This window comes from Neobacillus sp. NPDC093182 (assembly GCF_044754045.1).
In genome coordinates this window covers 543,127-569,192 of record NZ_JBIVOI010000001.1, presented here as the reverse complement: position 1 = coordinate 569,192, position 26,066 = coordinate 543,127, and the positions used below count along the sequence as shown (strand labels likewise).

Here is a 26,066-nt window from a genome sequence, read left to right as displayed (position 1 = left end):
ATGGTGAGTTGATGAAATAGGGGAACAATCCCGGCATGATTGTGCCCATAAATGGTGAGTCGATGAAATAGGGGAACAATCCTGGCATGATAGTGCCGATAAATGGTGAGTTGATGAAATAGGGGAACAATCCCGGCATGATTGTGCCCATAAATGGTGAGTCGATGAAATTGGGGAACAATCCCGGCATGATTGTGCCCATAAATGGTGAGTCGATGAAATAGGGGAACAATACTGGCATGATTGTGCCGATAAATGGTGAGTTGATGAAATAGGGGAACAATCCCGGCATGATAGTGCCGATAAATGGTGAGTTGATGAAATAGGGGAACAATACTGGCATGATAGTGCCGATAAATGGTGAGTTGATGAAATAGGGGAACAATCCCGGCATGATTGTGCCGGTAAATACGGAATAGATTAAATAGGGGAAAAATCATCCTCCTTAGATGTTCTTATCCCTATAGAAATACTTGAATTTATAGGGGAGTATGTTATATTTTTCTAGGGTAAAAGATATAGATAAGTCGAATTTTAATTTTTGGAGGATTCACATGCTGCATCAATTTTCTCGTAATGAACTTGCCATTGGCAAAGAAGGCCTAGATATTATGAAAAACAGTACCGTCGCTGTGTTAGGAATTGGCGGTGTCGGCTCTTTTGCTGCTGAGGCACTTGCACGCTCTGGAGTAGGCCGTCTGATACTAGTTGATAAAGATACAGTTGATATCACGAATGTAAACCGTCAGCTGATCGCACTCCTGTCAACAGTTGGACAACCAAAGGCTGAACTTATGAAAGAACGGATTAAAGACATAAATCCCGAATGTGAAGTTATTGCTTTAAAAATGTTTTATACAGAAGAGACGTATGAAGAATTCTTTAGCCATGGTTTGGACTTTGTCGTTGACGCTTCTGATACGATTATTTGTAAAATTCATCTCATGAAGGAATGTCTAAAAAGAAATATACCGATTATCTCAAGCATGGGGGCAGCCAACAAAATGGACCCAACCCGCTTCCAAATTGCCGATATTTCAAAAACGCATACAGATCCAATCGCTAAAGTAATCCGCACAAAGCTTCGTAAAGACCGAATCCATAAGGGCATTCCAGTGGTCTTTTCCGATGAAAGTCCGATTGTAATCCGTGAAGATGTCAAGAAAGAGGTTGGAAACGCGAATGCGCCAATTCGTAAAGCACAAATGCCGCCATCCTCAAATGCCTTCGTCCCATCTGCATGTGGATTAATCATGGCAAGCTATGTAGTAAGACAGTTGCTGGCAGATATTAAAATTACACGTGTAGCTGACGAAAAATAATACAAAGCCCCGAACCCTAGTGGCCGGGGTTTATTTTTTTGATAAAAATGGGAAATTTATCTATAATACGGTAAACTTGATGGAGAGAGGGGGAAGTTTTTTGGATTCAATCGTAGCTATAAAAGATGTTAGCAAAGTGATAAAAGGAAGAACGATTATAGATCATATCAGCTTTGAGGTCAATAAAGGTGAAGTTTTTGGATTTCTTGGACCAAATGGAGCAGGTAAAACAACCACTATTCGAATGATTGTTGGTCTGATTGACATTACATCAGGAGATATCTTGATAGGTGGTAAAAGTATAAAAACGAATTTTGAAGATGCAGTCAGACATGTCGGGGCCATTGTAGAAAATCCTGAAATGTATAAATTCCTTAGCGGCTATCAAAATCTCATTCATTATGCACGAATGGTAAAAGGAATTACCAAGGAAAAAATCGATGAGACAGTTAAGCTTGTCGGATTATCAGACAGAATTCATGATAAAGTAAAAACGTACTCACTTGGTATGCGGCAAAGACTGGGATTGGCACAGTGCCTTTTACACGATCCCAAAGTATTGATCTTGGATGAACCGACAAACGGACTGGATCCTGCAGGGATAAGAGAGATTCGTGATTATATCCGTCTTCTAGCAAGGGAAAAAAATATGGCAGTCATTGTTTCAAGCCATATCCTTTCTGAAATGGAAATGATGTGTGACCGGATTGGGATTATTCAAAATGGGCAGCTTATCGATGTCCAATTGGTACAAGAGTTTGTGCACGGCAACAGTGCAAGTTTTGAGTTTGAGGTTATTCCAAGTGAAAAGGCAGTAACTCTTGTAAAATCAAACTTTCCAACTATCCCTGTTACTCCTTCACGAAACGGTATAACGCTGGAGCTGCCAAAAGAAAATGTACCAGCAATGGTAAAAAAGTTCGTTGAAGAGGAAATTCAAGTGTTTGGTATTAAAGAAGTATCCAAAACATTAGAAGACCGCTTCCTTGAAGTGACCGCAGATAAGGGGGCTACCGACCATGATTAATCTAATTCGTAATGAATTAATGAAGATTTTTAGAAGACCTGGAACCTATGTCATGATTGGTATTCTATTAGTAATTATCTCGGTCACAGGAATCTTTATGAAATATAACCTCGTCGAAGAGGAACCCAATGTGACGGAAGAATGGAAGCCGGTATTACAACAGGAAAATGAGGCATTGAAAAAGCAATTAGAGTCAAGCCCTATTAAAATGGAGCAAGAGTACTATAAAAAGCAAATTGCTATCAATGAATATAGGATTGAGTATGATATTCCTTTTCGGGAAAAGTATAATGTCTGGTCATTCGTAAAAGACAATTCAGAGCTTATTTTATTAGCAGGGTTGTTTACGATTGTGATTTCTGCAGGAATCGTAGCAAGTGAATTTAATTGGGGCACGATTAAACTATTATTAATTCGTCCTATCAATCGAAGTAAGATTCTATTATCAAAGTATTTAACTGTACTATTGTTTGCTTTGATGATGATAGGAATCTTATTTGGTTTTTCAGCCCTGCTTGGCGCCATCCTTTTTGGATTCCCGGAACAAGCACTTCCTTATTTGAATTATTTTAATGGCAAAGTAACCGAACAGCATATCGTTGTTCACTTAATTATTCACTATGGTTTAGGTTCGATTGAAATGATTATGCTGACAACGATGGCTTTCATGATTTCATCTGTCTTCCGAAACAGCTCTTTGGCGATTGGGTTATCTTTGTTTTTGATGTTCACAGGTGGTCAATTCACGGCACTATTGTCAATGAAGTTTGATTGGGCAAAATACATTTTATTTGCGAATACAAATTTGATGCAGTATATCGAGGGAACGCCTCTCCTAGAGGGAATGACGATGACATTCTCTATCATCATGCTTATTATCTACTTTGTGATTTTTCAATTCCTGGCATTCTATGTCTTTAAAAAGAGAGATGTTGCAGCTTAAAAATAACCACTGGGGAGCCCCAGAGGTTATTTTTTTCTAGTTAATTTTTCATACACACTCGCCAGTGCCTGTTCAAATTTACCTGTTTTCTTAGGTTGATAATATTGCTTGTTCTTTAATTTGTTAGGCAGATATTGCTGTGGTACCCAGCCGGATTCATAATCATGTGGATATAAGTATCCAATTCCTCGTCCCAGCTCTTGTGCCCCTTTATAGTGTGCGTCACGTAAATGGTCCGGTACTTCACCAATATTTCCTCTTTGGATATCGGAAATAGCTTCGCTGATTGCTATTACTGCGGAGTTGGATTTCGGCGATAAACATAACTCGATTACGGCATTTGCCAAGGGAATTCTAGCTTCAGGAAATCCAATTCTTTCCGAAGTTTCAATCGCAGCTAATGTACGTGCCCCTGCCTGTGGACTAGCCAGACCAACATCTTCGTAGGCAATTACGAGTAACCTTCTGCTAATACTCTGAAGATCACCTGCTTCAATTAATCTTCCAAGATAATGCAGGGCCGCATTCACATCACTTCCGCGAATTGATTTTTGAAACGCAGAAAGCACATCATAATGACCATCACCATCTTTATCCGAGCCATAACTCTTCTTTTGCATGCATTCTTCGGCCGTTTTAATCTCAATATGGATGACTTCCTCTGCATCCTTGTCGGTCGAAAGGACGGCAAGTTCTAGTGCATTTAACGAGCTCCGGACATCTCCATTCGAGCCGTTCGCAAAATGAGTCAATGCCTCTTCGGTAATATCAATCTTCAGCTTTCCGAAACCACGCTCTTCGTCTCCGATGGCACGGATTAATGCAAGTTTGATTTCATCAGGTGTTAGTGGTTTGAGCTCGAAAATTTGACAGCGGCTGCGGATGGCAGGGTTAATCGCATGATAGGGGTTACTTGTTGTGGCACCAATTAGGGTAATCATGCCATTTTCTAAAAAAGGTAATAGGAAATCCTGTTTTCCTTTATCAAGCCGATGGACTTCATCCAAGAGCAGAATTACTTTGCCGGACATTTTTGCTTCCGCTGCAACGATTTCCATGTCTTTTTTATTGTTAGTGACCGCGTTCAGTGTACGGAAGGCATATTTGGTGCTGCCGGCGATGGCACTTGCAATCGAGGTTTTACCTATGCCTGGCGGTCCATATAAAATCATTGATGTCAGTTGTTTTGCTTTTACCATGCGGGCAATGATTTTATCATCTGCCACCAGGTGCTGCTGTCCGACGATCTCTTCAATTGTTCTAGGGCGCATTCGAAATGCCAGCGGCTTTTGCTGCATACTTCATCTCTCCAACTAAATAAATGAGTTCCATTTAACTCTACCATTTTCTCAGCGAAAAGCATATTAAAGTACAATATGATATAATTGCTAATGCCTATCAAATTACTTTGTATTTAATAATGAATTAAAATAATAGAGGTGTAAAAAATGAGAATTTCAACAAAAGGCCGATACGGATTAACGATCATGATTGAACTTGCTAAAAATCAAGGGGAAGGGCCAACATCGTTAAAAACGATTGCCCAAGCAAACAACTTATCTGAACATTATCTTGAACAGCTCATCGCTCCTTTAAGAAACGCTGGCTTAGTGAAAAGTATCCGCGGTGCCTATGGTGGTTATATCCTAGCTGATACTCCAACCAAAATTACCGCTGGTGATGTCATTCGCGTACTTGAGGGACCGATTACACTTGTGGAAGGAATTGAGGATGAGGAGCCTGCACAGCGCGAGCTTTGGATTCGAATTCGTGATGCGATAAAATCCGTTCTCGACAATACAACGTTAGAAGATCTGGCTAGTCATAGTAACGATACAGAAACAGATGGTTATATGTTTTACATTTAATGTTAACAGTAGAATAGAGAATTTATTTTGATTGAAGGTGGAACGATGGAAAGAATCTATCTTGACCATGCTGCTACAACTCCCATGCACCCAAGGGTGATTGAAAAAATGATGGAAGTAATGAATAACAATTATGGTAATCCCTCTAGCATTCATTCTTTTGGACGGGAAGCACGGCACCATATTGACTTGGCACGAGAAACGTTGGCTAGGAGTATTGGCGCTAAGGAAAATGAGATTATTTTTACAAGCGGTGGTACAGAAGCAGATAATATGGCATTATTTGGTGTCGCTGAAAGTAGTCAACATTTAGGGAAGCACATTATTACCACTCAGATAGAACACCATGCCGTATTACATGCCTGTCAGAAACTAGAAAAAATGGGCTTTGACGTAACCTACCTGCCAGTGGATGAAACAGGGGTAATTTCACTTGATCACCTTCGAGCAGCCTTAAGGGAAGATACCATCCTTGTATCGGTTATGTTTGGAAATAATGAAGTGGGAACCATTCAGCCAATAAAGGAAATTGGCAAGCTTCTTCAATCTCATCAGGCATTGTTTCACACAGATGCGGTTCAAGCCTATGGAATCGAAGAAATCAATGTGGAAGAACTGAATGTAGATTTATTATCTGTTTCCGCACATAAGATAAACGGACCAAAAGGGACTGGATTCCTCTATGTCCGTGACAAGGTTAAATTGGTGCCTCGAGCATATGGCGGCGAGCAGGAACGAAAAAGACGAGCCGGTACGGAAAATGTGGCAGCTATTGTCGGTTTTCAAGAGGCTGTGAAAATCGCCTCTGAAGAACGATTAGCAAAACGGGAAATGTATCAAGGATTTAAGAAAACATTTATTGAAAAGCTGACCGAACACCAAATTGATTTTTCCATAAACGGATTACTTGAACATTCAATGCCTCATGTATTAAACTTAAGCTTCCCAGGAACGAACGTGGAAGCAATGCTGGTGAATTTTGATTTAGCTGGTATAGCTGTTTCAAGTGGTTCTGCATGCACTGCAGGTTCGATTGAACCTTCACATGTCCTGGTTGCCATGTTTGGTAAAGACTCAGATGTGTTGATCAATTCCATCCGTTTCAGCTTTGGTTTTAACACAACAGGAGACCAAATTATCAAGACAGCTGAAGAAACGGCTAGAATTGTTTCTCGTCTGAAAAAATAAATGACGACAGTTTTAAAAGTAAAGAGAGGTGAGAATAAATGGAAAAGAGAGAACCAAAAGATATCCGAGTCGTAGTCGGGATGTCAGGCGGCGTCGACTCCTCTGTCGCCGCATTGTTGTTGAAACAGCAAGGCTATGATGTCATTGGAATCTTTATGAAAAACTGGGATGATACGGACGATACCGGATTTTGTACCGCAACAGAGGATTACAACGATGTAATACGTGTTTGTAATCAAATTGGTATTCCTTATTATGCGGTTAATTTTGAAAAACAATATTGGGACAAGGTTTTCACCTATTTCTTAGAAGAGTATAAGGCGGGTAGAACGCCAAACCCTGATGTTATGTGTAATAAAGAAATTAAGTTTAAAGCTTTTCTTGAGCATGCAGTGAACTTAGGTGCAGATTACTTAGCAACCGGTCATTATGCTCAAGTGGAATACCGGGACGGCGAGTACAAAATGCTCCGCGGTAAGGATGAAAATAAGGACCAGACTTATTTCTTAAATCAATTGAATCAAGAACAGTTGAGTAAGGTTATGTTTCCAATTGGTAATCTAGAAAAATCAAGAGTGCGTGAAATTGCCAAAGAAGCAAACTTGGCAACTGCAACGAAAAAAGACAGCACCGGGATCTGTTTTATCGGTGAACGTAACTTTAAAGAGTTCCTTGGACAATACCTTCCAGCTCAGCCGGGAAACATGGAAACAATGGATGGAGAAGTTAAGGGTAAGCATGAAGGTTTGATGTACCATACCATTGGGCAGCGTCATGGGTTAGGAATTGGCGGTTCAGGTGAGCCATGGTTTGCAATTGGCAAGGATTTAAAAAGAAATGTCCTTTACGTCGGACAAGGCTTCCATAATGAAAAACTGTATTCTGACTCGATTATTGCTGATAACGTAAGCTGGGTATCCAATCGGGAGAAGCCTTCTGAGTTTACATGTACAGCTAAATTCCGTTATCGCCAGGATGACAATAAAGTAACGGTACAGCTTATGGACGACAATAAAGTAAAAGTAATCTTTGATGAACCGATCCGTGCCGTTACCCCTGGCCAGGCAGTTGTATTTTACAATGGTGACGAATGTCTTGGCGGCGGTACTATCGATAAAGTTTACAAAGATGGACAACGTTTAACATATGTTGGCTAAAAAAATCCCTGATTCCATCTGGAATCGGGGATTTTTTCTCAATTTATGATATTATTTTGACTGTTCGCTAGGTTTTGTACAATTTTTGATGGGTTTTGTACATTTTTTGGTGTGTTTTGTACAAATTTCAAAGGGTTTTGTACACTTTTTAATACCTTTTGTACATTTAGACAAATATTACCAAAAACACGCCAAATAGTAGGGCGGATCCACGACCAAAATTCACGAAAATTTTTCTAATATGATATACTCTCAAGTAGAACGGAGTGATAACATGGATAAAAACCAACTAGGTGTTCAATACATGCAAGAAGGCAAGTGGGAAGAGGCTGCGAAGATCTTTAATGAGGTCATCGAAGAAAACCCACAAGATCCGATAGCATACATAAATTTTGGCAACGTGCTTTCAGCTGTTGGCGATGATGAAAAAGCATTGAAATTTTACGAAAAGGCTATTCAATTAGATGAAAATACTGCAGCTGCTTACTATAGTGCTGGTACAATATATTTTAGTAACGACGAATTTGACCAGGCTAAAAAGATGTTTGAAACGGCAATGAAAAAAGGACTTCACACAAGTGATAATTATTTCATGCTAGGTCTGACCCTTGTACAGCTTGATCAAGGTAAATTTGCACTTCCATATTTACAAAGAAGTGTCGAACTCAATGAGGATGACGCGGAAGCACGTTTTCAATATGGATTATGTCTTGCTCAATTGGAATTAATAGATGAGGCGATTGTCCAATTCGAAAAATGTATCGAATTGGATCAGGAGCATACAGACGCCCTTTATAATTTAGGTGTTTCTTATGCCTTTCAAGAAAAAGCAGATAAAGCATTAGCGATGTTTAATAAAGCACTCGAGATTCAACCAGATCATTTGTTAGCAGGACATGCAAAAAAATTGATTGAATCTACGAAATAAACCCCATTACAAAAAATTGAAAGGAGGAAGCACCCGTGGACAAGCAAAGCTCGCTTGATTTATTTGCTGAGCAGGGAAAGTTCGTAAAAGGAAAACACCTCGTTACGATTTTTCATAATGAGCAAAATCTTTACACGGTATTAAGAATTCGTGTCGAAGAAACGAATCATGAGTATGAAGACAAGGAAGCTGTGATCACCGGCTATTTTCCAAAGATTCATGAGCATGAAACCTATATTTTCTTTGGTGAGTTTAAGGACCACCCGAAGTTTGGCATGCAATTCCAAACGAAGCATTTTCGTAAAGACATTCCTCAAACAAAGCAAGGTGTAGCAGCTTATTTATCGAGCGAAATGTTTAAAGGGATTGGGAAGAAAACGGCTGAGAACATTGTTGAAACATTGGGAGAAAATGCGATTTCAAAAATTCTAAATCAGCCCTCCTTACTTGATTCTGTCCCTAAGCTTCCTCCTGATAAAGCAAAAATGCTCTATGATACGTTAATGGAGCACCAGGGTCTCGAGCAGGTCATGGTCGCTTTAAATCAATATGGTTTTGGACCGCAGCTTTCAATGAGAATGTATCAAACCTATAAGGATGAAACCCTGGATATTATTCAAAAGAATCCCTATAAACTCGTAGAGGATATTGAGGGGATTGGTTTTGGCCGGGCTGACGAGCTTGGCTATCAACTTGGAATCTCAGGCAATCATCCAGACAGAATAAAAGCAGCCTGTCTCTATTCACTGGAGAACGATAGCATGCAGACAGGACATGTATATGTGCATGTAGAGGATTTACTGATACAGGTTAAAAACCTGTTAGAAGAAAATAAACGTGATCAAATTGAATTCACCGATATTTCTACAGAGATTTTGAAACTTGAAGAAGAGGGAAAACTAGTTGGTGAGGAAAAGCGCGTCTATTTGCCTTCTTTGTATTTTGCTGAAAAAGGCTTAGTAACAAGTATTAAAAAAATACTTGAACAAAATGAATATAAGGATCAATTTCCTGAATCTGAATTTTTACTGGCGTTAGGAAATCTTGAGGAAAGACTAAACGTACAATATGCCCCAACCCAAAGGGAAGCGATCCAAACTGCATTAATGTCCCCAATGCTAATTCTTACAGGGGGGCCTGGAACCGGTAAAACAACGGTAATAAAAGGGATTGTTGAGCTTTATGCGGAATTGCATGGCTGTTCATTGGAGCCTAAGGATTATCATGCAAAGGGAGAACCCTTTCCTTTTTTGCTTGCTGCCCCAACAGGGAGAGCAGCAAAAAGGATGAGTGAATCAACCGGACTGCCGGCTGTTACGATACATCGCTTACTTGGCTTTAATGGAACAGAAGTATTTGATCATGATGACAGTAGTCCTCTAGAAGGAAAAATTCTTATTGTCGATGAGACATCGATGCTTGATATTTGGTTAGCCAATCAATTGTTTAAAGCACTGCCAGAGAATATTCAAGTCATTCTTGTCGGCGATGAAGATCAGCTGCCGTCTGTTGGGCCAGGTCAGGTGTTAAAAGATTTATTAAGATCTGAGGTTGTCCCGACGGTAAGATTAACGGATATTTATCGCCAGGCCGAAGGTTCTTCGATTATTGAACTGGCCCATGATATAAAAAAAGGTTATTTGCCAGCTAATGTGACCATGAAACAGCCTGATCGTTCATTTATCAGATGTTCAACTGCTCAGATTCCTCAGGTGATTGAAAAGGTTGCGCTGAATGCGAAAAGTAAAGGTTATTCCGCTAAGGATATTCAAGTGTTAGCACCGATGTACAGAGGTCCAGCGGGTATTGATCGGTTGAATGTATTATTACAAGAAATATTTAATCCAAATCCAGCCGGTACTCGAAAGGAACTGTTATTTGGTGATGTGAAATATCGAATTGGGGATAAAGTGCTCCAGCTTGTAAACCAACCGGAAAGCAATGTTTTTAACGGGGATATTGGAGAAATCATTTCGATCATTTATGCAAAGGAAAATACGGAAAAACAGGATATGGTATACATTTCCTTCGAAGGAAATGAAGTCGAATATACGAGACAGGATTTGAATCAAATTACTCATGCCTATTGCTGCTCCGTACATAAATCGCAAGGAAGTGAATTCCCAATCGTCATCCTCCCCATTACAAGAAGCTATTTTCGAATGCTGAGAAGGAACCTCATTTATACGGCCATTACAAGGAGTAAGCAATCGCTAATCTTGTGTGGAGAAGAGGAAGCACTTAGGATGGGTGTCGAAAGAGCGGATGAACAAAGCAGACAAACCACATTATCTCAAAAACTCCAAGAAATGATAGCAGTCAAAGAACGTGATGAAGAACTAATTGTTGAAGTAACAACATTATCTGCAGAGGAACTATTAATGCAGGTCAACCCAATGATTGGCATGGAAAACGTTACACCTTATGATTTTATGGTAAATGACTGAAACTATAAATGTTCACAGGAGGTGGGACACTCTGCGAACATTTGCTTTATTAAAAGGACAGCCGGTGTTTGAATCGAAAACTGGTTCGAAAATTGGCGAGGTTACAGACTTATGTATCACAAATGATGGGGTAGTTAAGGGCCTTATGGTTAAGAAAGGCGTTTTCTTCAAACAAACCTATTTACTGGACATTCAGGATGTATTATCATTTGGCGGGGATGGGGTCATGATTGAAGAGGATAATACTCTGGAGAGACTCAAAACAAATCCTGAATATACCCTTTACCATCAACACTCTCTAAATGGAAAAATGCTTTTATCAAAAAGCGGAGAGTCTCTAGGATTGTTAGAGGATGTATATTTTCATGAAGAATTGGGCACAATCGTAGGGTACGAAATTACGGATGGTTTCTTTTCGGATATAACGGAAGGGAAACAGATAATACAATCCGAGAAGCCCCCTGCGATCGGAAAGGATGCCATCATCGTAGACGTTAATCATACGTGAGGTGTTCTTTTCATGTTCAAGTGTCCCAATTGTCAGAGCAAGGATATCGGCAAAATCGGAATAAACCAATATTATTGCTGGAATTGTTTTATTGAATTGTCTCTTGCCAAAGGCATCATCAATACCCATCAAGTCGAAGAAGATGGTACACTCAGTTCTTTAGATGACTTGTTTGAAGAAGAAGAGCGTCGATACACCATATAATAGCAAAAGCCCTTTGGAGCGGAAGCTGGCAGTAAAAGTACCAATGACTGTCAAATTATAGAAGAGGTGAGACGTATGAATAAAGTGATGACTTCTGTCGTGGCACTTGGCGTTGGAGCGGCAGCATATAATTTTGCACAGAGAAATAACATGATGTCAGGACGTCAAATGAAACGAATTCAAAGAAAAGTAAAGAGAGCTTTATTCTAAAAATTTATCCCCCTCATTTATGAGGGGGATTTTGCTTATGTATAAATCCTGTATTTGTCTCTAAGACTAAAGCTATTAAGGAGGCAGTGACGATGGATATTCGCTTGAAATGGTTTTATCGAATCGGTTTTTTGCTTCTTTTACTCATCGCTATTTATGTGTTTTTAAAAATTCGTTTTTTTTGGCTGCCTATCGTCAGAGTTGTTTTTGTTATTATCCTTCCTTTCTTCATAGGTGGATTTATCACTTATTTGCTCCATCCTATCGTTGAAAAGCTTCATGAAAAAGGGTTACACCGGGGATTAGCAATTTTTTTAATCTATTTTCTTTTTTTTGGCGGTATTGGCTTAGCGATATACAAAGGAATTCCCGCCTTTATTTCTCAAGTACGGGACCTCGCAGAGAGTGCTCCTATTTTAGCAGAGCAATACCGAAGCTGGATAAAGGATCTCCAATCGCATACGCGTGAGTGGCCAGATGGTCTTCAAGAGCAAATTAATGAGGGTATCGTTGGTTTTGAAAAGAAATTGGATGCTCTCCTGACCGTTATCGTTGATTCCTTATTAAACATTTTGAATTTTGCGGTTGCGTTGATGATCATTCCTTTTATTGCTTTTTATATGTTAAAGGATTTCACAATTATTAAAAGAGCCGTTTGGTATATCACACCTAAACAATGGCGGAGAAAGGGAACTCGATTTCTCAAAGATATCGATGAATCGCTTGGAAGCTACATTAGAGGCCAGCTACTCGTCTGTCTCATTATCGGCAGTCTATCAGCAATTTTGTTTTGGATTTTCCATTTAAAATATCCCTTGCTTTTAGGAATGATTATTGGAGTCACAAATGTCATCCCCTATTTTGGTCCAATTATAGGTGCTGTTCCAGCCGTATTCATTGCAGCCACAAGCTCGGGTAAGTTAGTGATTATTACAATCGCGATTGTTTTTGTATTGCAATTTTTAGAAGGAAATATCCTTTCTCCCTATATTGTTGGAAAAAGCCTGCATATGCACCCGTTAATGATTATGGTTGCTTTAACGGCAGGAGGCGAAATAGGGGGAATCATTGGAATGATCGTAGCAGTTCCCGTTCTTGTTGTCCTTAAAGTCAGCATCCTGCACGCTAAAAATCATTTTGTTCGTGGAAAAGTGAAACAGCCTGCACCATAATACAGGTATAAGATTGACAAACGTTTTTTGTGTGGCTATAATCCGGTTATAGAATATTTTGGATTAACATGTTGAAGGACCCTAGTATGTTGTAGTCCATCTTTAAGAGAGGAGCTTCCTTGGCTGCGAGAAGCTCTAGATGAAGGATAACAGAAGCTAGTCCGGAGTGCAGCTAACCACTGCCGTCATTGTCGCGTTAAGGCATTATTTGAGAGGTGAACACGTGTTTTTTGTGTTCATAATCAGGGTGGTACCGCGAGTTAGCTCTCGTCCCTGTCAGGGATGAGGGCTTTTTTGTGTTCTTTTTTAACTCATATCTAGCGTCAGCGCCTAGCCCCTCGTGGTCAAATAACCTTCAGCAAGAAAAGTCAAAAATCCGACTTTTCTTGCCGAAGAACATTTGCTTGTCGGGGCTGACCAAGGCGCTTATGCTTTTAAACTAAAGGGAGGCGTAAATAATATGAAATACTTGACTGGTTCAGAAATTCGTAAAATGTATTTAGATTTTTTTCAGGAGAAAGGGCATGCTGTTGAACCAAGTGCGTCGCTTGTTCCTCACGATGATCCATCATTATTGTGGATTAATAGTGGTGTTGCCACATTAAAAAAATACTTCGATGGACGTGTAATTCCTGATAATCCAAGAATTACGAATGCTCAAAAATCAATCCGCACCAACGATATTGAAAATGTTGGAAAAACAGCACGTCATCATACTTTTTTCGAAATGCTCGGAAACTTTTCTATTGGTGAGTATTTTAAAGAAGAAGCGATCGAGTGGGCATGGGAATTTTTAACGGATAAGAAATGGATTGGCTGGGACCCTGAATTACTGTCCGTTACGATTCATCCTGAGGACCATGAAGCATTTGAGCTTTGGAACAAGAAAATTGGGATACCAGAGGAGCGAATCATTCGTCTTGAAGGGAACTTCTGGGATATCGGTGAAGGTCCAAGTGGTCCGAATACGGAAATCTTCTACGACCGCGGTCCAGAGTATGGTGATGACCCGACCGATCCAGAATTATATCCAGGCGGTGAAAACGAGCGTTATCTAGAAGTTTGGAATCTTGTATTTTCACAGTTTAATCATAACCCGGATAATACCTATACACCACTGCCAAAGAAGAACATTGATACAGGTATGGGACTAGAAAGAATGGCTTCTGTCGTTCAAAACGTACCAACTAACTTTGATACAGATTTGTTTATCCCGATTATCAGAGCTACAGAAGAAATTTCGGGTGTGAAATATGGTGTGGAAAAAGAAAAGGATACAGCATTTAAGGTAATTGCAGACCATATTCGTACGGTGGCATTTGCTGTTGGTGATGGTGCACTGCCTTCTAATGAAGGACGCGGGTATGTTTTACGCCGATTACTGCGCCGTGCGGTTCGTTATGCTAAACAAATTACTATCAATCGTCCATTTATGTATGAACTAGTTCCTGTGGTAGGAGAAATCATGCATGATTTTTATCCAGAGGTCAAAGACAAGACGGAATTTATTCAAAAAGTAATAAAGAATGAAGAAGAACGTTTCCACGAAACATTACACGAAGGTTTATCCATACTAGGTAATGTTATTAAGAAAGAGAAGGAAAGAGGAAGCGATACGATTTCCGGAAGTGATGTTTTCCGTCTTTATGATACCTATGGTTTCCCTGTTGAGCTAACAGAAGAATATGCAGAGGAAGAGGGCATGAAGGTTGATCACGCTGGTTTTGAAACGGAAATGGAATTACAGCGTGAGCGTGCTCGTTCTGCGCGTCAGGATGTTGGCAGTATGCAGGTTCAAGGCGGTGTCCTAGGTGACATAGTTGTGGAAAGTCAATTTGTCGGTTATGACCAGCTTGAAACGAGTTCGACAGTTGTGGCAATCGTTAAAAATGGTGAAATCATTGACGAAGCATTCAGCGGAGACGAGGTACAGCTTATTCTTGATGTTACGCCTTTTTATGCGGAGAGCGGCGGACAAATTGCAGACCGCGGAATCATTCAAGCAGAAGGTGTTACCGTTAGCGTAAAAGATGTACAAAAGGCTCCAAATGGTCAAAACCTTCATAAAGCAGTTGTGGAGTCAGGAATATTAAAGACGAATGCAAAAGTGACAGCCACTGTTAATCAGGATAATCGAGTTCAGATAATAAAAAATCATACTGCTACTCACTTGCTTCACCAGGCATTAAAAGATGTATTAGGAACGCATGTAAACCAGGCAGGTTCACTAGTAGAACCAGATCGTCTGCGTTTTGATTTTTCACATTTTGGACAAGTACAGCCAGAGGAATTAGAGGAAATTGAAAGGATCGTTAACGAAAAAATCTGGAAGAATATCGAAGTGAATATTAGCTTAAAGCCAATTGCTGAGGCAAAATCAATGGGTGCAATGGCGCTTTTCGGTGAAAAATATGGCGATATTGTTCGTGTCGTTAAAGTAGGGGATTATAGCTTAGAGCTATGTGGCGGATGTCACGTACCAAACACATCTGTAATTGGGTTGTTTAAAATTGTTTCTGAAGGCGGAATCGGTGCCGGGACAAGGAGAATCGAAGCTGTAACGGGTGAATCGGCTTATCAATTGATGAATGACCAAGTCGGGTTATTAAAAGATGCAGCTGACAAGTTAAAAACCAATCCAAAAGAGGTTGTAAACCGGATAGAAGTCTTAATGGCTGAAATCAAACAACTGCAGCGGGAAAATGAATCACTTGCAGCTAAGTTAGGAAACATTGAGGCTGGGAACCTTGTATCAAAAGCAAAGCAAATTGACGGTGTCACCGTATTAGCTGCAAAAGTTCAAGCTTCTGATATGAATAACTTACGAAATATGGCCGATGATTTGAAACAAAAAGTTGGTTCAGCTGTAATCCTGCTAGGTAGTGTAAATGAAGGGAAAGTAAATTTAATCGCTGCAGTAACCAAAGATTTAATTGACAAGGGATACCATGCTGGTAAATTAATCAAAGAAGTGGCAGCAAGATGCGGCGGAGGAGGCGGAGGCCGTCCGGATATGGCTCAGGCTGGTGGTAAAGATCCTGAAAAACTCGACTCTGCCCTGCAATTCGTTGACGAATGGGTAAAATCAATTTGATAATGAGACAAAGTAGTGTAAAATGGTGGTAACTAGACAAGCGGAAGTGCCTTGCCCAGGGGCGACAGGCATAAGACAAGCCGGCGAGAAGGTTGTTCTTTAACCTTCTTGTCGGATTGGCTAATGACCCCGATCCCCTAGGCACTGCAGCTAAACACTAAACTAACTAGTCAAGGCAGTTATCTCCTCTACTAAAAATGCGAGGTGCATATGATGAGCTCATTTGATAAAACGATGAGATTTAATTTTCCTGAAGAGCCTTTTGAACATGACGTAAATGATGTTCTTTTTCAAGTTCATGAAGCCCTGCAAGAAAAAGGATATAATCCAATTAATCAAATCGTCGGATATTTACTTTCCGGAGACCCTGCTTATATTCCCCGTCATCGTGACGCAAGGAATATCATTCGTAAACTCGAGCGGGATGAGATAATTGAGGAATTGGTTAAATCCTATTTAAAACAACGACGTGAGGGTTAAGAAATGCGAATTATGGGATTAGATGTGGGCTCTAAGACAGTCGGTATTGCCATAAGTGACGAACTTGGCTGGACTGCACAGGGCCTCAAAACCCTAAAAATTGATGAAGAAAAAAATAAGTTTGGTTTTGACGAAATTGGTCAATTAATAAAAGAGTATGGAATTAGTCTAGTTGTCATCGGTTTGCCAAAGAATATGAATGGCACGATTGGACCTCGAGCTGAAGCCAGTAAGCGATACGCAGAGGAAATTGAAAACCAGTTTTCAGTTTCAACCATTTTATGGGACGAGCGTTTAACGACAATGGCAGCAGAGCGAGTACTGCTTGAAGCGGATGTCAGCCGTAAAAAGCGAAAAAAGGTCATTGATAAAATGGCAGCTTCGATGATACTACAAGGCTATTTGGATAGCAAAAATTAATGAGGTGAAGTTATGGAACACGGAGAAAATCAAATTACAATTGTAGATGAAAAAGGTAATGAACAATTATGTGAAGTGCTTTTTACATTTGAATCAGAGGATTTTGGAAAGTCGTATGTTTTGTTTCAACAAGTAGGCGGCGTAGAAGACGATGAAGAGGGCCCTGAGATTCATGCGTATGCCTTCAATCCTAATGATGAAGACGGCGAAGGGGAATTAATTCCTATCGAAACCGAAGAAGAATGGGATATGGTTGAAGAAATGCTAAATACATTCTATGACGAACAAGAAGACGAAGAATAATATGATGAAAAGCGATCCTGACGAAGGGTCGCTTTTTTGTCGTTTTATGAATACGCTTTCGCAGAAAAATTGACATTTTTCGCTATATATGCTGAAATAATATTTGATATGCTATTTTAAAAAACGTAAAAAAAGAGTTTGAAAGATACATGTTTAACGGGCATATGGGAGGGGCAATAAAATGTCATCAGAAGAGACACACTCGAAAAAAGAGATAATTCGTAAAAAAATGCTTGAACACCAAAGCGAGGCAAGAATTGTGCGCAGAATCGTTTTAACCATTACGATTGTAACCCTTTTAATACTTATTTTTATTGGCGGCGGGGGCTACCTCTACATCAAGTCAGCACTTGAACCAGTTGATAAGGATAGTAAAGTTCAAAAAAAGGTTGAAATTCCGATTGGCTCATCCGTAACGGGAATATCTGAAAAATTGGAAGCAAGTGGAATCATTAAAAATGCTAAAGTCTTTAAATACTATGTGAAATTTAAAAATGAAGCAGGTTTTATGGCTGGAGAGTATGAACTGAGTCCCTCAATGGAGATTCCAGAAATTATTAATCGCTTAAAAACAGGTAAAGTACTCCAGCAGGCAGCGTTCCAGTTAACGATTCCAGAAGGTAAACAATTAAGAGAAATCGCCCAAATTATGGCGAAGGCTGTAAATAAACCGGAAGATGAAGTTTTTAATCAATTAAATGATAGACCATTCATCCAAACATTGATGGCGAAATATCCGGATTTACTAACAACAGATATCTTGAATCCAAATATAAAATATCCTCTAGAGGGTTATTTGTTCCCAGCAACCTATCCTTTCTACAAACAGAATCCAACAATAGAAGAGATGGTTGTAACAATGCTAGATCAGACTCGAAAAGTGTTAACACCATATCTTGCAGATTCTAGTGAGGAGGAGATCACTGCTCACCAGCTGCTAACCATGTCCTCATTGATTGAGGAAGAAGCAACAAAAAAGGCTGACCGCAAAAAAATCTCAAGTGTATTCTATAATCGAATCGAGCAAGGAATGCCTTTACAAACAGATCCAACTGTACTTTATGCACAAGGAAAACACAAAGAGAGAGTATTATACGAGGACTTAGAAGTAGATTCACCTTATAATACTTATAAACATAAAGGGCTTCCTCCAGGCCCCATTGCAAATGCAGGTAAAGATTCTCTTGATGCAGCAGTGAATCCAGCAGATACAAAACATTTATATTTCCTGGCTACAGCAGAAGGGGATGTGATTTTTACTAATACTCTAGATGAACACAACGCAGCAAAAGCGGAGCATATTACCAACCAATAATTAACCAAATAACGAGGGGGAATAGTTTTCTTTCCTCCTTGTTTATGATAAAATAGTTCAAGTGTTTTATGAGCAGATAATAGCGTTTCTATTGAACGCTATTTTTTCATGTCTAAAGAGCAAAATTGTGGCAAACAATGCTTTTTAAAGGATAGAGGCAGGTGATGGCAGTTTGTTGAATGATAAACTGCATTCTTATATTGAGGAACTAATTCCAGGGCGTGAACCATTGTTTATCGAAATGGAAAACTACGCTAAAGAAAATAAAGTACCGATTATGGAGCTCGTGGGAATCGAAGCATTGCTCCAGCTTTTAAGAGTCCAGGATTCGAAAAAGATTCTTGAGGTAGGTACCGCAATTGGATATTCGGCACTACGTATGGCTGAGGCACTGCCAAGTGCGTCCATTGTTACGATAGAAAGAGATTTAGAAAGAATTCAGGCGGCTGAAGAATATATGAGTCGTTCGAAGCATGGCGGACAGATTTTATTGATTAAAGGTGACGCCCTTGAAGTGGAGGAACTTGTAAAGGGACAAGCGCCATACGATACCATTTTTGTAGACGCTGCAAAAGGTCAATATAAAAAATTCTTTGAAATATATTCGAAATACCTAAGTGATGATGGAGTCATCATAACGGATAATGTTTTATTTAAAGGTCTTGTAACAGAAGCAGAAATCGAATCAAAACGGATTCGTAATCTCGTTAAAAAAATTGATGGTTTCAACCAATGGCTGATGAACCACCCTGATTATCACACTGCCATTCTTCCTGTTGGAGATGGAATCGCAATTAGTAAAAAGAAGAGGTGAATTAAGTTGAAAAAAACGGAATTATTAGTAACCCCATTATCTGTTGATGATATTTTACCATTAGCTGAAGCGGGTGCTGATGCATTTGTGGTCGGTGAACAGAGATACGGATTGCGCTTAGCAGGTGAGTTTAACCGGGAACAAGTAAAACAAGCTATAGATCTAGCACATGGACAAGGCAAAAAAGTCTATGTTGCGGTAAATGCTATTTTTCATAATGAGAAGATTGATGAATTAAGTGATTATATTAAATTTGCTGCTGAAGCAAATGCAGATGCGATTATTTTTGGTGACCCTGCGGTTTTAATGACCGCTCGTGAAGTGGCACCAAATATAAAACTTCATTGGAGTACGGAAACGCTTGGGACAAATTGGTTCTCATGTAACTATTGGGGTAAAAAGGGTGCGAAAAGAGCTGTTCTTGCCCGAGAGATTAATATGGATGCAATAGTCGAAATCAAAGAAAATGCTGAGGTTGAAATCGAAGTACAGGTTCATGGGATGAGCTGTATGTTCCAATCAAAACGTTCTCTGCTAGGTAACTATTATGAGTACCAAGGAAAAGTAATGGAAATTGAAAATCGTAAAATGGACAAGAATATGTTCCTTCACGATAAAGAAAGAGAAAATAAATATCCAATCTTTGAAGACGAGAATGGAACCCATATTATGAGCCCAAATGATATTTGTATAATCGACGAACTTCAGGAAATGCTTGAAGCGGGTGTGGATTCATTTAAAATCGATGGAATCTTAAAGTCTTCAGAATATCTTATTGCAGTTACAAAGGCATATCGTGAAGCAATAGACTTGTTCTTTGAGGACCCAGATTTATACGAGGACAAAAAAGATGAGCTGTTAGAAGCTATTGAAGAAATTCAGCCAGCTAACCGCAAATTAGATACAGGATTCTTTTTTAAGGAAACAGTTTACTAAAAGGAGGAGTTCAATCGTGAATACAGTTACAAATAAAATTTCTGAAATCATTGACGGAAAACGCGTGATTGTGAAAAAGCCAGAACTCCTTGCGCCGGCAGGAAATCTTGAAAAATTAAAAATTGCGGTTCAATATGGGGCAGATGCCGTATTTATTGGCGGACAGGAATATGGTTTACGTTCAAACGCTGATAACTTTACGTTTGAAGAAATGAAAGAGGGCGTCGAATTCGCCAAAAAATATGGGGCAAGAATCTACGTGACAACCAATATCTTTGCTCACAACGAAAATATTGATGGATTAGAAGACTATATCCTTGGGTTAAAAGAAACCGGTATTGCTGGAATTATCGTTGCCGATCCTTTAATTATTGAAACTTGCCGAAGGCTGGCTCCTGAAATCGAGATACACATTAGTACGCAGCAATCCATAACAAACTGGAAAACAGCTCAGTTTTGGAAAGAAAGTGGTGCGGAACGTGTCGTTTTAGCACGTGAGGCAAGTGCAGAAGAAATTAGAGAAATGAAAGAAAAGGTCGATGTAGAAATTGAGATCTTTATTCATGGTGCCATGTGTATCGCTTATTCTGGACGTTGTACATTAAGTAATCACATGACTGCAAGAGATTCTAACCGAGGCGGATGCTGTCAGTCGTGCCGCTGGGATTATGATTTATATCAGCTAGAGGGCAGTACAACAGAAGTGCCTCTTTATGTTGAAAATGACGCCCCATTTGCAATGAGTCCAAAAGATCTTAATCTTATCCAAGCCATTCCTCAAATGATCGAGCTTGGAATTGATAGCTTGAAAATTGAAGGCCGTATGAAGTCAATTCACTATATCGCAACCGTTGTAAGTGTATATCGAAAAGTAATTGACGCTTATTGTGCAGACCCTGATCACTTCGTTATTAAACGTGAGTGGTTAGAAGAGCTGGACAAATGTGCGAACCGTGAAACGGCACCGGCATTTTTTGAAGGAGTTCCGGGGTATAAAGAGCAAATGTTTGGTAATCATAGCAACAAGACAAAGTTTGAATTTGTTGGTCTTGTGTTGGATTACAACGAAGAAACCCAAATGGTTACCCTTCAGCAACGAAACCACTTTAAACCGGGTCAGGAAGTCGAGTTCTTCGGTCCGGAAATTCAAAACTTTACACATGTGATTGATAAAATCTGGGATGAAAAAGGTAACGAACTGGATGCTGCTAGACATCCACTTCAGATTGTACAATTCAAATTGGACAAACCGGTTTACCCTAACAACATGATGCGAAAGGAGAACTAGGTTGATGCGCAAACCGGTTGTTATTGGAGTTGCCGGAGGTTCCGGCTCTGGAAAAACCAGTGTTACCAAGGCTATATATGAAAGCTTTAAGGGTCACTCTATTACGATGATTCAACAAGATTATTATTATAAAGACCAAAGTGATTTGCCATTTGAGGAACGCTTAAAGACGAATTATGATCACCCACTGGCATTTGACAATGATTTGCTCATCGAACATATTGAAAAACTGTTACGATACGAGCCGATTGAAAAACCAGTGTATGATTATTCAATTCATACTCGGTCAAAAGAAGTTATTGCAGTTGAACCTAAAGATGTTATTATTTTAGAAGGTATACTAGTTCTTGAAGATGAGCGGTTGCGAAATTTGATGGACATCAAACTTTTTGTTGATACAGACGCAGATATTCGTATTATCAGAAGGATGTCACGTGATATTAAAGAGCGTGGACGTACCTTGGACTCTGTTATCGAACAATATACGAATGTTGTCCGTCCGATGCACAACCAATTTATTGAGCCGACTAAGAGATATGCAGATGTAATTATCCCTGAAGGCGGGCAAAATCATGTGGCGATTGATTTAATGGTCACAAAAATTCAAACAATTCTTGAACAAAAGTCATTTTTATGAAACAATAGCGTAAAGATTAGTTAAAAATGAATCCATATTGGATGAATACAAGTTGCGCGCCCTTTTAAGAGGACGCGCTCCTATGTATTTGTGTGATACCTACATATCATTAATAAGCACAATCTATGGGGGATTGTGAAGACTAGAAGGAGTGAGAAGTTTTGGCAATAGAAAAAGTATTTCCAATGACACAGGCAGGTAAAGACAAACTGATTCAGGAGCTTGAACATTTAAAATCTGTTAAACGTAAGGAAGTTGTTGAAAGGATTAAAATTGCTAGAAGTTTCGGGGATTTATCTGAGAACTCTGAGTATGATTCCGCGAAGGAAGAACAAGCATTTGTGGAAGGTCGTATTACAACGTTAGAAAATATGATCCGCAACGCTAAAATTATCGAAGAAGCCGACATGGCTAGTGATTCTGTTACTTTAGGAAGATCTGTTACATTTGTAGAACTTCCTGATGGTGACGAGGAAACTTATACAATCGTTGGTAGTGCGGAGGCTGATCCGTTTGAAGGGAAAATTTCTAACGATTCTCCAATTGCAAGAAGCTTAATTGGTAAAAAAGTAGGCGATCAAGTATCTGTCCAAACACCAGGCGGTGAAATGAGCGTCAGAATTACTTCTATCAAGTAATCAAATTTTTACGAATATGTTTGAAATGGGGACACCTCGTCAAAACTTTTGACGAGGTGTTTTTTTATGATACGTAAACGGATTAAAGGTTTACTCATCTTGTGCATTGCAGGGCTGCTGGTTCTTATAGCTCGGTTAATCCAAATCCAGCTAGTCCAAACAGAAACCTTTTCAAAGCACAATGTGAATTTATTAGAAGAAAGCGTCCAACAACGAACACAAGAATTAGTGATCGATAATGGTCGAGGTAATTTTCTTGATCGAAATGGAGATTTACTTACCCATAAAAAAGTACCCGTTCTAGTTCTTTTTCCTTTTTTGAAAAATATGACTTGGGATGTTGAAGCTGTATCAACCATATCTGGAATACCAGAAGAAAGCTTAAATAAGGCTTTAGAAGACGCGAAAAAACCGTTTGCTTATGGTGAACCACAGCCATTGGAATTAACTTCTTCTCAAATGGAAAGAATCAACAAACTAGAGATTCCAGGTGTATTTGCGATTGAAAAGAAATTTGAACGTAGTGACATTCCTGCAGAGCAATTAATTGGTTTAACAGGAGAAAATGTAAAAGAATTAAAAAAGCGTTACCCAAATAAGGAGCTCTCTGAGAAAACCTTGATTGGTGTTTCAGGTCTTGAAGAAAGTTTTGATGAATTTTTGCTTCCTGAAGGAAAATCGAAACTTGTTTATCATGTAGATGGGGATGGAGCGCCGTTATTTGGGATTAATGTAAAATATGTTGATCCGGCGAATCCTTTTTATCCCGTAAATGTTAGAACAACCATCGATAAAAGTATACAACAAAAGTCTGAGGAGCTAGTGGACAAGCATGGAATTAACAAGGGCGGTTTAGTGCTGCTAGATATCGAAAGCAATAGTGTCCTAGCGTCTGTTTCCCGGCCAGTCATTAATCCAAACGACCCTTATAATGGATCGGGGATTACAAATCGAATGTTGAAGCAGGAAATAATGGGCTCTATTTTTAAAACAGTGGTTGCAGCCGCGGCCATTGATCAAAGCCTGGATGACCCGACTAGGTTATTTAATTGCAGTATAAAAATTAATGGGGAGCCTGAAGTAAAATATAATTATGGTATGCTCTCTTTCACAGATAGTTTTGCGAGAAGCTGTAACAGAACTTTCGGTGAACTGGCGAGAGAACTTCAAAAGAAAGATAAAGAGCTGTTGGAAGACTATGCTTCTAAATTGTCGTTAACAGGTACTGTTGGCTGGAAGGGTGAAGTTTATCATACCAATAATTTTAAACAACTGGTTGATGAGGATAAAGGAAGAGTATTTTTAACGGAAGAGGCTAAAAAAGACGCTAACTTTGCTGCCTTGTCAGGAATAGGTCAGCATGAGGTTCGTGCCACCCCTTTAGCAGTGGCCAATATGATGGCCACGATTGCAAGAGGCGGTAGAAAAGAAATGGTCCGAACTGCTTCAAAAATTGAATATAAAAATGGTACGACCATGGTTAACTTTGACAAACAAGAGTTATCTGGTGACATTATATCACCCTACACAGTAATGAAGCTCCAGAAATTGTTAAGAGAGGTCGTTGTTAATCCGAACGGGACTGGGAAGTGGTTTAAAGACCTCCCATATGAAGTCGCTGGAAAATCTGGTACAGCGGAGACGGGAAAATACCAAGCTGATAAACAACTGCATAATAAATGGTTCGCAGGTTATTTCCCTTATCAAAACCCTAAATATGCGCTTGTTGCCGTAAATTTGGATGTCCTTGATACAGAGGGAGGCGTCAATTTACTCTTTGCCGATATGGTTAAAATGTTACATGAACATGACAAAGAAGGACAAAAAGATTAACTTTAGGGAAAATCCTTCAAGTTATTTTCAATTCATGTTAGAATGTTCACAGCCATATTAATTGTTTAGCGGCGCTTCCGCTTTTCTATTTGGAGGGATTTTTTAATGAGTAACGATTTCGAATCCGGCTCACGTTCTACTTATCGGGCTAAAAGAAAAAAAACAAACCTGATTTTGAATAGTCTAATTGTTATTGTGCTAGCTCTCATTTTCTTTGTAGCCTACACTATTTTCTTATCAGGTGACGATAAAGCGGCTCCTAAAGAGGAACAAACCAAAACAGCAGCAAACGAAGCCTCAGAAAAAGAGGATAAAAATACTGAAGATAAAACACCAGTAGAAGAAACCGAGAAAGATAGTAAGTCAGAGGAAAGTGCTGATGAAGAAAGTGAAGAAGCCTCTGCACCTGAACAAGAGGATGATTCACAGGCTGTTATCACTGAGGGAGATGGTTCTTCTAACGTACTTAGAACCATCGAGAATCCTGCATGGAAGCCTGTAGGTACAGTACAAACGGGTGAACATGCACCTGTGTATGATAGCTCGTCAGTGGATTGGCAGGAGATGCTAAAGGCGATTTCTTATGCCACTGGTTTAGAAGAAAGCAATATGACTGTCTATTGGTTAGGCCGCGATAAAACATCAGGTAATGGGACGTTTAGTACTGTTGCGTCTAAAGATAAGACGCAGAAATACAATGTCTACCTTCAATGGGTTGATGGCGAAGGATGGAAGCCAGTTAAGGTAGAAGAGCTTTCTGCTATTGAACAATAAAAAATAGGATGGGGCCTCCCATCCTATTTTTTGTCTAGCTCCAGCGCCTAGGAGCTCGGGGTCATAAGTTTGTCTAGTTTCGGCTCCTTGGGACTCGAGTCATAAGCCGTCCCCTGAAGAAGGCAAAGAGCGCCTTCTTGCAGGGTTCGTCTTATGCCTTCGTCCCAGGGCAGTCGCCTCCACATTTCCGACAATCCGTCATGAAGGTTAAAAAACAACCTTCACGCCGGCTCGTCTTATGCCTGTCGCCCCTGGTCAAGGCGCTTCCGCTTTTCTATTTGCGTTTAAAGTGAACGACTGCTGTAAAATATGTCTGACCCTTTTCGTTAGCATACATCTGATGTGAGACTGAATGTACGCCCAATAGAATTGCTTTGTTTTCCTCAATTTTTGCCTCGATTTTCTTTTCCAAAACTTTAAGATCTGTTGCGTCAAAAAATTCTACTTTATCCTCAATAAAATCAAGTTTAAAATTCAACATGCGTATCATCCCTTCTCTGTATATTTTAGTAATTCCTAACCTTGTAAGCAATGAATATTTCAATGAGATTGGAAAATAT

General features: G+C 39.5%; 27 protein-coding genes and 1 other annotated feature. Of the genes, 24 read left to right on the top strand and 3 right to left on the bottom strand.

What is annotated here, in order from left to right; translation table 11 throughout:
* Positions 1–394, bottom strand: a 394-nt coding sequence (locus ACIQAA_RS03065) for a hypothetical protein (protein ID WP_402614798.1), incomplete at its 3' end; no start/stop codon positions are given.
* 160 nt (positions 395–554) lie between these two features.
* Here ACIQAA_RS03065 and ACIQAA_RS03060 point away from each other — a divergent pair.
* The 3 genes from ACIQAA_RS03060 to ACIQAA_RS03050 all read left to right on the top strand — a co-directional run bounded on the left by ACIQAA_RS03060 (position 555) and on the right by ACIQAA_RS03050 (position 3,292).
* Positions 555–1,322, top strand: a complete 768-nt coding sequence (locus ACIQAA_RS03060; RefSeq protein WP_402614795.1) for a tRNA threonylcarbamoyladenosine dehydratase — start codon at positions 555–557, stop codon at positions 1,320–1,322.
* A gap of 100 nt (positions 1,323–1,422) precedes the next feature.
* The gene (locus ACIQAA_RS03055) at positions 1,423–2,349 is read left to right on the top strand and encodes an ABC transporter ATP-binding protein (protein WP_402614792.1); all 927 of its coding nucleotides are present in this window, start codon (positions 1,423–1,425) and stop codon (positions 2,347–2,349) included.
* Complete coding sequence (locus tag ACIQAA_RS03050) at positions 2,342–3,292, top strand: ABC transporter permease (RefSeq protein WP_402614790.1); 951 nt, start codon at positions 2,342–2,344, stop codon at positions 3,290–3,292. The genes ACIQAA_RS03055 and ACIQAA_RS03050 overlap by 8 nt, the downstream gene beginning before the upstream one ends.
* Before the next feature lie 26 nt (positions 3,293–3,318).
* Here ACIQAA_RS03050 and ACIQAA_RS03045 read toward each other — a convergent pair whose 3' ends face one another.
* Positions 3,319–4,590 carry a replication-associated recombination protein A gene (locus tag ACIQAA_RS03045; protein ID WP_402614787.1) on the bottom strand — a complete coding sequence of 424 codons (1,272 nt, stop codon included), beginning with the start codon at positions 4,588–4,590 and terminating at the stop codon, positions 3,319–3,321.
* Positions 4,591–4,740: 150 nt separating this feature from the next.
* On the opposite strand from ACIQAA_RS03045, the gene cymR reads away from it, so the two are divergent.
* The 21 genes from cymR (at position 4,741) to ACIQAA_RS02940 (ending at position 25,506) form a co-directional block, all read left to right on the top strand.
* Positions 4,741–5,160 carry a cysteine metabolism transcriptional regulator CymR gene (gene cymR, locus ACIQAA_RS03040; protein ID WP_402614784.1) on the top strand — a complete coding sequence of 140 codons (420 nt, stop codon included), beginning with the start codon at positions 4,741–4,743 and terminating at the stop codon, positions 5,158–5,160.
* 45 nt (positions 5,161–5,205) lie between these two features.
* A complete protein-coding gene (locus ACIQAA_RS03035) occupies positions 5,206–6,348 on the top strand; it encodes a cysteine desulfurase family protein (protein ID WP_402614781.1) in 1,143 nt (380 codons plus the stop codon).
* Positions 6,349–6,386: 38 nt separating this feature from the next.
* Positions 6,387–7,505: a tRNA 2-thiouridine(34) synthase MnmA gene (gene mnmA / locus ACIQAA_RS03030; RefSeq protein WP_402614778.1), complete on the top strand. Its 1,119-nt coding sequence runs from the start codon at positions 6,387–6,389 to the stop codon at positions 7,503–7,505.
* A gap of 274 nt (positions 7,506–7,779) precedes the next feature.
* Positions 7,780–8,433, top strand: a complete 654-nt coding sequence (locus tag ACIQAA_RS03025) for a tetratricopeptide repeat protein (RefSeq protein WP_402614775.1) — start codon at positions 7,780–7,782, stop codon at positions 8,431–8,433.
* A gap of 35 nt (positions 8,434–8,468) precedes the next feature.
* Positions 8,469–10,880 carry an SF1B family DNA helicase RecD2 gene (gene recD2, locus ACIQAA_RS03020; RefSeq protein ID WP_402614772.1) on the top strand — a complete coding sequence of 804 codons (2,412 nt, stop codon included), beginning with the start codon at positions 8,469–8,471 and terminating at the stop codon, positions 10,878–10,880.
* Positions 10,873–11,388: a PRC-barrel domain-containing protein gene (locus ACIQAA_RS03015; RefSeq protein WP_402614769.1), complete on the top strand. Its 516-nt coding sequence runs from the start codon at positions 10,873–10,875 to the stop codon at positions 11,386–11,388. The genes recD2 and ACIQAA_RS03015 overlap by 8 nt, the downstream gene beginning before the upstream one ends.
* A gap of 12 nt (positions 11,389–11,400) precedes the next feature.
* On the top strand, positions 11,401–11,592 hold the full coding sequence (locus ACIQAA_RS03010) for a hypothetical protein (RefSeq protein ID WP_192649969.1): 192 nt from the start codon (positions 11,401–11,403) through the stop codon (positions 11,590–11,592).
* A 75-nt stretch (positions 11,593–11,667) separates the two neighbouring features.
* A complete protein-coding gene (locus tag ACIQAA_RS03005) occupies positions 11,668–11,802 on the top strand; it encodes a YrzQ family protein (RefSeq protein WP_402614766.1) in 135 nt (44 codons plus the stop codon).
* A 92-nt stretch (positions 11,803–11,894) separates the two neighbouring features.
* Complete coding sequence (locus tag ACIQAA_RS03000) at positions 11,895–12,974, top strand: AI-2E family transporter (RefSeq protein ID WP_402614763.1); 1,080 nt, start codon at positions 11,895–11,897, stop codon at positions 12,972–12,974.
* Between the two features lie 62 nt (positions 12,975–13,036).
* Positions 13,037–13,252, top strand: a binding site (T-box leader).
* Positions 13,253–13,434: 182 nt separating this feature from the next.
* Positions 13,435–16,068, top strand: coding sequence for an alanine--tRNA ligase (gene alaS, locus ACIQAA_RS02995; protein ID WP_402614760.1), 2,634 nt, complete (start codon positions 13,435–13,437; stop codon positions 16,066–16,068).
* 213 nt (positions 16,069–16,281) lie between these two features.
* On the top strand, positions 16,282–16,548 hold the full coding sequence (locus ACIQAA_RS02990) for an IreB family regulatory phosphoprotein (protein ID WP_063251385.1): 267 nt from the start codon (positions 16,282–16,284) through the stop codon (positions 16,546–16,548).
* 3 nt (positions 16,549–16,551) lie between these two features.
* On the top strand, positions 16,552–16,968 hold the full coding sequence (gene ruvX, locus ACIQAA_RS02985; protein WP_402614757.1) for a Holliday junction resolvase RuvX: 417 nt from the start codon (positions 16,552–16,554) through the stop codon (positions 16,966–16,968).
* Positions 16,969–16,980: 12 nt separating this feature from the next.
* The gene (locus ACIQAA_RS02980) at positions 16,981–17,271 is read left to right on the top strand and encodes a DUF1292 domain-containing protein (protein WP_063251383.1); all 291 of its coding nucleotides are present in this window, start codon (positions 16,981–16,983) and stop codon (positions 17,269–17,271) included.
* A 181-nt stretch (positions 17,272–17,452) separates the two neighbouring features.
* Complete coding sequence (mltG, locus tag ACIQAA_RS02975; RefSeq protein WP_402614754.1) at positions 17,453–18,586, top strand: endolytic transglycosylase MltG; 1,134 nt, start codon at positions 17,453–17,455, stop codon at positions 18,584–18,586.
* Positions 18,587–18,758: 172 nt separating this feature from the next.
* Positions 18,759–19,400 carry an O-methyltransferase gene (locus ACIQAA_RS02970; protein WP_402614751.1) on the top strand — a complete coding sequence of 214 codons (642 nt, stop codon included), beginning with the start codon at positions 18,759–18,761 and terminating at the stop codon, positions 19,398–19,400.
* A 6-nt stretch (positions 19,401–19,406) separates the two neighbouring features.
* Positions 19,407–20,336 carry a peptidase U32 family protein gene (locus ACIQAA_RS02965; RefSeq protein ID WP_402614748.1) on the top strand — a complete coding sequence of 310 codons (930 nt, stop codon included), beginning with the start codon at positions 19,407–19,409 and terminating at the stop codon, positions 20,334–20,336.
* A gap of 16 nt (positions 20,337–20,352) precedes the next feature.
* Positions 20,353–21,624: a peptidase U32 family protein gene (locus ACIQAA_RS02960; RefSeq protein ID WP_402614745.1), complete on the top strand. Its 1,272-nt coding sequence runs from the start codon at positions 20,353–20,355 to the stop codon at positions 21,622–21,624.
* 1 nt (position 21,625) lies between these two features.
* Positions 21,626–22,261, top strand: a complete 636-nt coding sequence (gene udk / locus ACIQAA_RS02955; protein ID WP_402614742.1) for a uridine kinase — start codon at positions 21,626–21,628, stop codon at positions 22,259–22,261.
* A 161-nt stretch (positions 22,262–22,422) separates the two neighbouring features.
* Positions 22,423–22,899: a transcription elongation factor GreA gene (gene greA, locus ACIQAA_RS02950; RefSeq protein WP_402614739.1), complete on the top strand. Its 477-nt coding sequence runs from the start codon at positions 22,423–22,425 to the stop codon at positions 22,897–22,899.
* 66 nt (positions 22,900–22,965) lie between these two features.
* A complete protein-coding gene (locus ACIQAA_RS02945) occupies positions 22,966–24,732 on the top strand; it encodes a peptidoglycan D,D-transpeptidase FtsI family protein (protein WP_402614736.1) in 1,767 nt (588 codons plus the stop codon).
* A gap of 105 nt (positions 24,733–24,837) precedes the next feature.
* Positions 24,838–25,506: a YrrS family protein gene (locus tag ACIQAA_RS02940; RefSeq protein ID WP_402614732.1), complete on the top strand. Its 669-nt coding sequence runs from the start codon at positions 24,838–24,840 to the stop codon at positions 25,504–25,506.
* 274 nt (positions 25,507–25,780) lie between these two features.
* Here ACIQAA_RS02940 and ACIQAA_RS02935 read toward each other — a convergent pair whose 3' ends face one another.
* Positions 25,781–25,984, bottom strand: coding sequence for a DUF2536 family protein (locus ACIQAA_RS02935; protein WP_402615600.1), 204 nt, complete (start codon positions 25,982–25,984; stop codon positions 25,781–25,783).
* Positions 25,985–26,066: the final 82 nt, after the last annotated feature.